Source organism: Pantoea sp. BAV 3049 (assembly GCF_009765445.1).
Taxonomy (GTDB): domain Bacteria; phylum Pseudomonadota; class Gammaproteobacteria; order Enterobacterales; family Enterobacteriaceae; genus Erwinia.
Genome location: NZ_WHOY01000031.1, coordinates 45,680 through 56,317, shown reverse-complemented (window position 1 = coordinate 56,317; position 10,638 = coordinate 45,680). Strand labels below are relative to the sequence as shown.

The window sequence follows — 10,638 nt, the reverse complement described above, 5'->3', positions numbered from 1 at the left end:
TCAACAGCAGAGACTTTTAACATTCATCATTTTCTGTAATGGTTTTCACTAAACACAGTAACGCTATTTCGATTTATTTTTATGATACGATTCACAAAAAAAAGCGTTAATAAATTAATAATGTCGTTAAGGTTAGGAAAAAAGTGTGCGTCAACCGCCCCTCCAACAACAGAAAGCCCTGAGCCGTCAGGCAGCTCAGGGCCGGATTACGCATTATTTAGCGTTATTTGCTCTGCCTGAACTCCCGCAGAAAACTGCCCCACCTGCGCTCATAAAAGGGCGTAATGTGGGCGGTAAAGAAGTGACTGATGCCCTTTTCATTTTCCACCACTTCGCAGAGATCAACCGGCTCATCTTCCAGAAGCGTGTCAGTAGCAACGCTGCCTGCCGCACGAATGATGGTTTCAATATCGCTGTCAGCTTCGATCCCAATCAACAAGTTGGGTTGCTCTTCCGCCGACTCTTTGATGTGGGCAATATAGGCCCGGCGAACCTGCTTGTGTCTGGTAAACAGCGTCGTCAGCGAAGCAATCATCTGCGCCGGCGGTTCAGCAATTTCAGAAAGCAGCAGTGAAGTGCCACCTTCCAGCACGGTTTGCTGACTCAGAGCATTGCCGCCCTCACCCAGCAGATTGCCGATCTCACGAGGAGAGAACTCCTTGCCGGAAGGCAGTTTTGGGTTGAGGAACAGCGTTTCGCCCAGCGTCATTTCAAACAGCGTGCGCACCGGCATCACCAGAAAAGGCTGCTCTTCGCTGACCGCCTGCTCCATAGCGCTGACCGAGGTGAAGAAAGGAATGACCGTGGTGCCATCATCCTTCTCCCAGTGCCGTAAATCCACCTGAGCGGTGGCCGCGATTTCGCCCTTTTCCGCACTTTCTCCGGGCACCCAGACGCTGGCATCCATCAGCAAAGAGAAGAATTCCGGGCGATGTGCTGGCTCAGTTGCCGCCAGTTTCAGCACCTCTTCAAGGCGCAGATTGTTTTCATTCATTGATCGGTCCAGTCAACGGCATCAGCTTTCCGGCCAGGTGAGCTGGCAGGGAAGCCGTGATGGCAGATTATTTCAGTAGCATATTAGCAACGGTACGCACGCCCAGGCCGGTCGCCCCGGCGGACCACTGATCCACAGCCCCTTTACGGTAGGTGGCTGAACAGTCAATGTGCAGCCAGCCCTTCTGGTAGCGCTTCACAAAATGCGACAGGAACGCTGCCGCAGAGCTGGCACCAGCAGTGTGTGAAGGAGCGGCAATGTTGTTCAGATCGGCAAAGTTAGACGGCAGATGGCTGCGATGGAACTCGGCCAGCGGCAGACGCCAGAACGGCTCATTTTCACCTGCAGCACTGCTGAGCAGCGACTGAGCCAGCTGGTCATCAAAGCTGAACAGCGCATGGTAATCATTGCCCAGCGCTGTTTTGGCGGCACCGGTCAGCGTGGCAGCATCGATCAGCAGCTCAGGATTTTGTTCGCTGGCGTCAATCAGACCATCCGCCAGCACCAGACGACCTTCCGCATCGGTGTTCATCACTTCCACGGTTTTGCCGTTACGGTAGCTGATGATGTCGCCCAGGCGGAACGCATTGCCACTCACCATGTTGTCGGCGCAGCACAGATACAGCTTCACTCGTTTTTTCAGACCACGGCTGACGGCCAGCGCCAGCGCACCGGTCAGGGTAGCTGCGCCGCCCATGTCCGATTTCATCGAATCCATTGAACCGCTCGGCTTCAGGCTGTAGCCGCCGGTATCGAAGGTAATGCCTTTGCCAACCAGGCAGGCAAACACCGGGGCGTTTTCGTCACCGGTTGGATTGTAGTCCAGCGCCAGCAGCGCCGGAAGGCGGGATGAGCCACGCCCCACGGTGTGCAAACCCATATAGCCCTGGTTACGCAGATCGTCGCCTTTAGTGATGCGGTAGCTGACGCTTTCGCCGCCCACATCGCTCAGCAGGTCAACCGCACGCTGAGTCAGCTGTGACGGACTGAGATCTTCCGCGGGAAGATTGATGGTGTCACGCACCCAGTCGATAATTTTCAGGCGACGTTCAAATTCCGCGCTGTCAGCCTCACTCAGCGCTGCCCACTCAACTTTACGTTCGCCTTTCGGGCCGCGATAGCCCTGCCAGAATGCCCAGCTTTTCTCGAGATCCCAGTCGCCGCTCAGGGTAACGTGGCGGATGCCCTGGCCGTCAATTTTACGGGCCGCGCGCTGGATGGTGGTCAGCGCATCGCTGCCCGTCAGATGAATGGTCATGCCACTGTCGTTGCTGGTCAGGGTGGCTTTTTCCCCCCAGCGCTGATCTGCCGCTGCCGTTGACAGTGTTATTTTCATTGAAGTCGTTGTCATCGCATGGCTCCTTGTTTGAACTTCATAAGGTCCGTCGTAAAACGGTCGGACACTACAATAAACCTTTCTGCGTCATCGTCTATGGTGACTTACAGAATTCATCCACGTTCGCGCAGGCGGGTAATGGCTTTCTGCACCAGAGGAATGGCAAAATCAATCTCCTCTTCAGTGGTGAAGCGCCCCAAAGAGAAACGCAGCGAGCTGTGCGCCAGCTCGTCTGACAGCCCCAGCGCGCTCAGCACGTAGGAAGGTTCCAGGCTGGCCGAGGTGCAGGCTGAACCGGATGAAAGCGCCAGATCTTTCAGCGCCATAATCAGCGTTTCGCCATCCACACCGCCAAAGCTGATATTGAGAATATTGGGTGCGCCCTGCTCAAGATCGCCATTCAGTGTCACATCTTCAAGCTTGCTGATCCCTTCCCACAACTTTTTGCGCAGTACCGCCAGACGTGCCATTTCAGCAGTCATCTCTTCTTTAGCAATACGGTACGCCTCCCCCATTCCGACAATCTGATGGACGGGAAGCGTGCCGGAACGCATGCCGCGCTCATGCCCACCACCGTGGATCTGCGCTGCGATACGGATGCGGGGCTTGCGACGCACGTATAACCCTCCGATACCTTTCGGGCCGTAAATTTTATGGGCAGAGAAAGAGACAAGATCAACATTGATCTGGCTGACATCCAGCGGGAGTTTGCCAACACTTTGCGTGGCATCGACATGGAACAGGATATCGCGGGTACGGCACAGTTCGCCAATCGCGGCGATGTCCTGCACGATACCGATCTCGTTGTTAACATGCATGATCGACACAAGAATAGTGTCATTGCGCAGCGCGGCTTCGAGTTGCTGCAGATCGATCAGGCCGTTACGTTGCGGCACGAGGTAAGTTACCGCGAAACCTTCGCGCTCAAGCTGGGCACAGGTATCCAGCACCGCTTTATGTTCGGTCTGGCTGGTGATGATATGGCGGCCTCTTTCCTGATGGAGATGGGCTGCACCTTTGATCGCCAGGTTATCGGATTCCGTGGCACCGGAAGTGAAAACGATCTCGCGTGGGTCGGCACCGATCAGCTCTGCCACCTGGTTGCGGGCCACATCAACGGCTTCTTCAGCCTGCCAGCCAAAGCGGTGTGAACGGGAAGCTGGATTGCCAAACGTGCCGTCCATGGTCAGGAACTGCACCATTTTTTCAGCAACGCGGGGATCGGCAGGGGTGGTGGCGGCGTAATCGAGATAGACAGGGACTTTCATTGCAGTTGAACTCCGTATATAACGTCATTCAATGCTGTCTGGCTGGGCTCAGCTCCTGTCGTCCCCGTGACGACGGACGACAGGCTTCGCCTTAAAGGCAATCAGGCACGCAGATTGACGTTAATAGTTTCATGCATGCGGCCATTTGGCACACGTGCTTTTTCAGTATTGTTCTGACGATCGGCCACATCCAGAATCTCCTGGTTGTTAACCAGCTCAGCCAGCGTAATGTTGTTCAGGAAGTCGCTGATGCGCTCACTGAGGTCACGCCACAGAACGTGAGTCAGGCAGCGTTCGCCGCCCTGGCAGCCTTCTTTGCCCTGGCACTTGGTGGCGTCAACCGACTCGTCCACGGCAGTAATCACTGCGCCAACCGCGATAGCGTTCGACTCTTTACCCAACAGGTAACCGCCACCCGGACCACGTACGCTGGCCACCAGGCCATTTTTACGCAGGCGGGAGAACAGCTGCTCGAGATAAGAGAGGGAGATCCCCTGACGCTCGGAAATATCAGCTAACGGTACAGGCCCTTCGTGGGAGTGAAGAGCAACGTCGAGCATAGCAGTAACGGCATAACGGCCTTTGGATGTCAGTCTCATGGCGTAAACGACCTCGGTTGTACCCTGGTGGGCTTAACGAAAAGATGGTCGCAAGTCTGCCATTCCTGAGTGATTTGGTCAACTATTTAACCAAGTAAAACACTCAACTATTTAACCAAGTGTTTTACTCAACTATTGTTGCCATTACTGCTAGCTATTTTTGCTTACTTTTCGCCCCTGTTTTTTTCCAGCGAAGAGAGCATGCCACGCAGGATATTCAGCTCATCACGCTCCGGACGGGCACGGGTATACAAGCGGCGCATTTTGCTCATCACTTGCCCCGGACTGCCTTCACGTATAAAGCCGCTATTAACCATCATCTGCTCCATATGCTGATAGAAGCGTTCGAGATCGTCGACCAGCGGATAAGGTGACTCTTCACCTGAAGGCTGCGGCTGCGTGCTCTCCTGCGACTGCAGGAAGGCCATCCGCACTTCATAAGCGATGATCTGCACCGCCATCGCCAGGTTCAGCGAGCTGTATTCCGGATTAGCCGCGATAGCCACATGGTAATGGCACTTCTGCAGCTCTTCATTGGTCAGGCCAACGCGCTCGCGGCCAAAGACCAGTGCGACCGGAGCCTGTTGCCCCTCCTGCACGCTTTTGATTCCACATTCACGCGGATCGAGCATTGGCCATGGCAGAGATCGGGAACGGGCGCTGGTGCCCACCACCAGGCTGCAGCCAGCCAGCGCTTCGTCGAGGGTGTCGACGATGTGGGCTTCGCCAATCACATCACTGGCTCCGGCAGCCAGAGCAATGGCCTGAGAATCAGGTTTGACGAGCGGGTTGACCAGATACAGGTTGGTTAAGCCCATGGTTTTCATCGCGCGAGCGACGGAACCCATATTACCGGTGTGAGAAGTTTCTACCAGCACGATTCTGATATTTTGCAGCATAGGGAAGTCAGGTCTGTGAGATAATTTGACGATGCTAACATATTTTCAGGACAGATGGCGTTCTCCCTGTTATAATCCGCGCCGTTTTCCCGTTCTTTAACATCCAGTGAGAGAGACCGATGCATCCGATGCTCAACATCGCCGTGCGCGCTGCGCGCAAGGCCGGAAATTTAATTGCCAAGAACTATGAAACCCCGGACGCCGTCGAAGCCAGCCAGAAAGGCAGCAACGACTTCGTTACCAATGTTGACCGCGACGCCGAGCGCCTGATTATTGAGGTGATCCGCAAGTCTTACCCGAAGCACACCATTATTACTGAAGAGAGTGGTGAGTTAGCCGGTGAAGACCAGGATGTGCAATGGGTTATCGATCCACTGGATGGCACCACCAACTTCATCAAGCGTCTCCCTCACTTCTCCGTTTCTATCGCCGTGCGCATCAAAGGCCGCACCGAAGTCGCCGTGGTTTACGATCCAATGCGCAATGAGTTGTTCAGCGCGGCTCGTGGTCAGGGTGCTCAGCTGAACGGTTATCGTCTGCGGGGTGGTACAGCACGCGATCTGGACGGCACCATCCTGGCGACAGGCTTCCCGTTCAAGCTGAAACAGCATGCAACTCCTTACATCAATATCGTTGGCAAACTGTTTACCCAGTGTGCGGATTTCCGTCGTACCGGTTCAGCTGCGCTGGATCTGGCCTACGTTGCCGCTGGCCGTGTGGACGGTTATTTTGAAATCGGCCTGAAGCCATGGGATTTCGCAGGCGGTGAACTGCTGGTGCGTGAAGCTGGCGGCCTGGTGACTGACTTTGTTGGCGCTCACGGTTACATAACTTCCGGCAACATCGTGGCAGGTAATCCGCGCGTGGTGAAAGCGATGCTGGCTACCATGCGTGACGAGCTGAGCGAAGCGCTGAAGCGCTAAGTTTGCAGTTATGAGTGGGGAGTGTTTTTTCAAATGACCTCCCACCTTAACGTGAGGGGAACCCTGGCCGGGAATAAAGCGTCTCGTGCCATGGACGGCACGAGTCGAGCTGCCACGGATGGCGTTGTTTGCGTCTTTATGAGCGGCCAGGGTTCCCCGAACAGTCACTGTTTTTATCAGTGACTGACTGTATGCATTTTTTTTTCAGGTTTGCGGCCAGTTTTCACCGCAGAAACATCGGCCGGATGCCACCCACCATCTCTGGCCTGGCGCTGAGCCACAGCATCATCCCTGCCGCTATCAGCAACACGCCCCCCGTCAGCGACAAACAAGACCACCCCACTTTCTGCCAGCCTGCCGGTGAAGCATTGCGGCTAAGCTTTATCGCCAGCACCCGGGAAACCTGCACCAGCAGAGCCATTGCCGAAACGGTCATCGCCGTCCCGACCGCCATAGCCAGCGCCGAAAGCACGCCCCACCAGTACACGCCAATGACTTTCGAAAACAGCAGCATCATAATCGCCCCGGAACAGGGACGCAGCCCCATAGACAGTACCACAATCGCTTTGGTTCTGCCGTTGACCGCCTTACCGAGCATCTCACTGTCCGGCACGTGCTGATGTCCACAGCCGCAGTCCGCGCTGTGCTGGTGACCGACAGGCACAATCCGCCGGATAGTCATGGTGTCCGGAGTACGCAGCGCCTTAACAATCTTACCGAGCGCGCGCCAGCACAGCCACAGCCCCAGCCCGGCCACCAGCAGATAGCTGCCCTTCTCCAGCCAGTAACTGCTGATGTGCAGCTGGCGCGAGGAGAGTTTCAGCACCACCAGCATGACCGTCACCAACGCTATCGCCACCCCGCCCTGCACGACCGCCGCCATCATCGTCAACTGCAGGCTGGTTTTCACTTTCGTGGGGTGTGTTGCCAGGAAAGTGGCGATCACCACCTTGCCGTGCCCCGGTCCCAGTGCGTGCAGCACGCCGTATATCAGGCTGAAACCCATCAGCGCCAGCCCGGCCTGATGGGGATGAGTAGCAACCTGCTGCAGCAGCGCAGTCATCTGCTGATGCAGGGTTTTCTGCCAGAGTATGCTTTGCAACAAAATCTGCGGCCAGTGCAGCCAGACGACCACACCTGCGGCCAGCAACAGAGCCAGCAAAACAAACAGCGGCCATATCTGCAGCCAGCCAGCGGTTCCGGATTTCTGCGGCAGGGAGTTTACTGACATGTCAGCGTCACCGTCTGGGCAAATTGCTGGCCAAGATCCATATCTTCAGGTGGCGCATCGGCTTTATCCAGCGACAGCGCGTAAGCCTGCATTGAAGCATTGGGTTTGGGGGTATGCAGCGAAAACTGACACTGCTTTGCCAGTTCGGGCGGGATATGAAGGGACTTTTCAGAGTCGTAATACATATCAACAAAATAGCTTGGGTCAAAGGTGGAGAAAGTGTAGCGCTGACCAGCCAGTGGCCGTGGCTCACCCAACGGCAGAATAAAGTCCAGCACGGCTTTATGTCCTTCTCTGGAAAGTGAATATTCGGGCGGCAGATTATCGAATTTTACCGCCTTACCCTCATGCCAGAACTCGCTGAAGTAGTGCTGCCCCAGTACGTTTGCCATAACCTGTGCCGCCAGCTTTTTCCAGACCACCGACCCCGGCTTTGCTTCGCCCGCATCATAAAGCAGATCGGCGGAGGTGATTTCGTCCATCACCCAGTGCATTTTCAGCCCGGTCAGCTGATTATCCTTGTGCACCAGCGTGGCCTGCATATCAATAAAGCTGTGCGGATGGCTCCAGGCCAGCGGCGTGGCTGCCAGCAGTATGGCACCGATCGTCAGCCTGGTGAGCATGTTATAACGTAACAAATTTTGTTCCCTCTGCTTGTCAGGCAAAAAATTCTGTGACCTGCCTTATAAGCTATGAATAAATCTGGCCTCTGCGGGCTCAAAAGGCTGCAACCACGCTATTCTTAGCGGTGTTACTCTTGACCAGGATTGCAGACGATGAGCTTACCCTCACCACCACCTTCTGCCTTCTCCGGCCCGCAGCGTCACTGCCACCTGCTATTAATGCTTTATCTCCCGGACTACACCGTAAATCTTGATTCTCTTTGTCAACTCAACGGGGTGGATCGGTCGGTTACCCGGCAAGATATAGCGGAGGTGGCTGCAGAAATCCAGCGCTATCACCGGCTTGCCCTCACTCAGGATGCAAACGGCAGCTTCCGGATTGACGGCAGGGAGCTGGACCAGCGGCTGTGCCTGCTGCACTGGCTGCGGCGAGGCCTGCGGCTTGCACCTGATTTCGTTCGTCACCGCTTCGCCCCGGCGATCAAACAGCAGCTGAAAGCCCTGCAGACAGAAAAAGCGCTGTACGATGAGCACAATCTGAATGCCCTGGTGCAGCACTGCGCTCAGGGACTTTCGCGTAAGTTCACCAGCCGCGACTGCCAGTTTTTGCAGATTTTCATGCAGCATTCACTCTGTCGCCGTACCCCTACCGAATTCAGTGAAGCTCAGCAGGCATGGCTGATTTCACGCATCGAACATCAGGTGGCACAGGAGGTTGTGCGTCACTGGCAGAAACGGTGTAAAACCGCACCGGATGCCAGCGAAGTCTGGCTGTATGCCCTGCTGTTCAGCCAGATGCACGCGCCTGCGGCTGACAATGCCTGCCATGGGTATGAGCTGCGTTTGCTGGAAGCTGTCCGGCAGATAGCAGATCGATTCCAGACGTTGTCCGAAATGCGCTTTAGTGATGAAAAGGGATTGTGTTCACAGCTTTATACTCATCTTGCTCAGGCACTGGAACGCAGCCTGTTCGGAATTGGTATCGATAACAGCCTGACGGAAGAGGTGGTACGGCTTTATCCCCGCCTGTTGCGGACCACTCAGGAAGCGGTAAGTGACTTTGAGCAGCTCTATGGCCTGCATTTCTCGCAGGAGGAGCTGGGACTGATAGCAATTATTTTTGGCGCGTGGCTGATGCAGGAGAATGCGCTACAGGAAAAACAGGTGCTGCTGCTGACCGGGAAAGATCCTCAGCTGGAACAGGCCGTGGAGCAGCAGCTGAGGGAGCTGACGCTGCTGCCGCTGAATATTAAATATCTCGATGTGGATGAGTATCAGCGTAGCAGTGCGCCGAAAGGGATTGCGCTGGTTATCACCCCTTATGCCACCCCTCTGCCACTCTACTCACCGCCGCTAATCCACGCCGAACTCCCCCTGCAGGCTCACCAGCAGCACCGTATCAGGATGCTGCTGGAATCGTAATTACGCCACTCCGGGCCGCAGAAACAGCGCCGTGCTCCGCAGCACCGGCATCGCCCCATCGCCCAGAGAAAGACCGGCGCAGAATTCGCTTATGCGTAGACCGGGAAGCGCGCGCAGATATCCAGCACCTGCTTCTTCACACGTTCCTGAACGCCTTCGTCATTGATATTGTCGAGAATATCGCAGATCCAGCCAGCCAGCTCGCGAACGTCGGCTTCTTTAAAGCCACGGCGGGTTACCGCAGGTGAACCGATGCGGATACCGGAAGTCACAAACGGGCTTTTTGGGTCATCAGGGACGCTGTTTTTGTTCACGGTGATATTAGCGCGACCCAGGGCAGCATCAGCTTCTTTACCGGTCAGATTTTTGTCCACCAGGTCCAGCAGGAACAGATGGTTATGGGTGCCACCGGAAACCACTTTGTATCCGCGCTCCAGCACCACTTCCACCATGGCTTTGGCGTTTTTAGCAACCTGCTGCTGGTAAGTTTTGAACTCAGGCTCCATCGCTTCTTTCAACGCTACCGCTTTACCGGCAATCACGTGCATCAGCGGGCCGCCCTGGCCGCCAGGGAAGACAGCAGAGTTCAGCTTCTTATACAGATCTTCATCACCGCCTTTAGCCAGGATCAGGCCGCCACGTGGACCTGCCAGGGTTTTGTGGGTGGTGGTGGTCACGATGTGCGCGTGGGGTACCGGGTTCGGATAGACGTCTGCAGCGATCAGACCGGCTACGTGCGCCATGTCCACGAACAGATATGCGCCGATGCTGTCAGCGATTTCACGCATTTTTGCCCAGTCACAGACACCAGAATAAGCCGAGAAACCACCGATGATCATTTTTGGCTTGTGCTTCTGCGCCTGCGCAGCCAGATCTTCGTAATCAATTTTGCCGGTTTCGTCGATGCCGTAAGGCACCACATTGTAGAGCTTGCCGGACAGGTTAACCGGTGAACCGTGAGTCAGGTGACCACCGTGCGCCAGGTTCATCCCGAGAATGGTATCGCCCGGCTGCAGCAGCGCGGTGTACACTGCGAAGTTAGCCTGTGAACCAGAGTGCGGCTGCACGTTAGCATAGTCAGCACCGAACAGCGCTTTCGCACGGTCGATAGCCAGCTGCTCAACGATATCAACATACTCACAGCCGCCGTAGTAACGCTTGCCAGGATAGCCTTCGGCATATTTGTTGGTCAGCTGAGACCCTTGTGCCTGCATGACACGCGGACTGGTGTAGTTTTCAGAAGCAATCAGTTCAATATGCTCTTCCTGACGCACTTTCTCTTGCTCCATTGCCTGCCATAACTCGGCATCATAATCGGCAATATTCATATCACGCTTTAACAT

General features: G+C 55.4%; 10 protein-coding genes. 2 read left to right on the top strand and 8 right to left on the bottom strand.

Features of this window, described 5'->3' with window-relative positions:
* Positions 1-223: 223 nt before the first annotated feature.
* The 5 genes from sseB to trmJ all read right to left on the bottom strand — a co-directional run bounded on the left by sseB (position 224) and on the right by trmJ (position 5,096).
* Positions 224-994 carry an enhanced serine sensitivity protein SseB gene (gene sseB, locus GSQ70_RS01035; protein ID WP_158780531.1) on the bottom strand — a complete coding sequence of 257 codons (771 nt, stop codon included), beginning with the start codon at positions 992-994 and terminating at the stop codon, positions 224-226.
* A 67-nt stretch (positions 995-1,061) separates the two neighbouring features.
* Positions 1,062-2,345: an aminopeptidase PepB gene (gene pepB / locus GSQ70_RS01030; RefSeq protein ID WP_158780530.1), complete on the bottom strand. Its 1,284-nt coding sequence runs from the start codon at positions 2,343-2,345 to the stop codon at positions 1,062-1,064.
* A gap of 98 nt (positions 2,346-2,443) precedes the next feature.
* Positions 2,444-3,598, bottom strand: a complete 1,155-nt coding sequence (locus tag GSQ70_RS01025; protein ID WP_158780529.1) for an IscS subfamily cysteine desulfurase — start codon at positions 3,596-3,598, stop codon at positions 2,444-2,446.
* A gap of 101 nt (positions 3,599-3,699) precedes the next feature.
* Entirely contained in the window at positions 3,700-4,197 is a 498-nt protein-coding gene (gene iscR / locus GSQ70_RS01020; protein WP_158780528.1) for a Fe-S cluster assembly transcriptional regulator IscR, read from the bottom strand.
* Between the two features lie 164 nt (positions 4,198-4,361).
* Positions 4,362-5,096: a tRNA (cytosine(32)/uridine(32)-2'-O)-methyltransferase TrmJ gene (gene trmJ / locus GSQ70_RS01015; protein WP_158780527.1), complete on the bottom strand. Its 735-nt coding sequence runs from the start codon at positions 5,094-5,096 to the stop codon at positions 4,362-4,364.
* A 119-nt stretch (positions 5,097-5,215) separates the two neighbouring features.
* Between trmJ and suhB the strand changes: the two genes are divergently transcribed.
* On the top strand, positions 5,216-6,019 hold the full coding sequence (gene suhB / locus GSQ70_RS01010) for an inositol-1-monophosphatase (RefSeq protein WP_158780526.1): 804 nt from the start codon (positions 5,216-5,218) through the stop codon (positions 6,017-6,019).
* Positions 6,020-6,242: 223 nt separating this feature from the next.
* On the opposite strand, the gene GSQ70_RS01005 is transcribed toward suhB, so the two are convergent.
* Together GSQ70_RS01005 and GSQ70_RS01000 are read right to left on the bottom strand one after the other, a co-directional pair.
* Positions 6,243-7,250, bottom strand: coding sequence for a nickel/cobalt transporter (locus GSQ70_RS01005; RefSeq protein WP_158780525.1), 1,008 nt, complete (start codon positions 7,248-7,250; stop codon positions 6,243-6,245).
* Positions 7,241-7,873: a DUF1007 family protein gene (locus GSQ70_RS01000; protein WP_158785161.1), complete on the bottom strand. Its 633-nt coding sequence runs from the start codon at positions 7,871-7,873 to the stop codon at positions 7,241-7,243. Before GSQ70_RS01000 ends, GSQ70_RS01005 begins: the two co-directional genes overlap by 10 nt.
* 153 nt (positions 7,874-8,026) lie before the next feature.
* Between GSQ70_RS01000 and csiE the strand changes: the two genes are divergently transcribed.
* Complete coding sequence (csiE, locus tag GSQ70_RS00995) at positions 8,027-9,295, top strand: stationary phase inducible protein CsiE (protein ID WP_158780524.1); 1,269 nt, start codon at positions 8,027-8,029, stop codon at positions 9,293-9,295.
* 89 nt (positions 9,296-9,384) lie between these two features.
* On the opposite strand, the gene glyA is transcribed toward csiE, so the two are convergent.
* Positions 9,385-10,638, bottom strand: a complete 1,254-nt coding sequence (glyA, locus tag GSQ70_RS00990) for a serine hydroxymethyltransferase (RefSeq protein ID WP_158780523.1) — start codon at positions 10,636-10,638, stop codon at positions 9,385-9,387.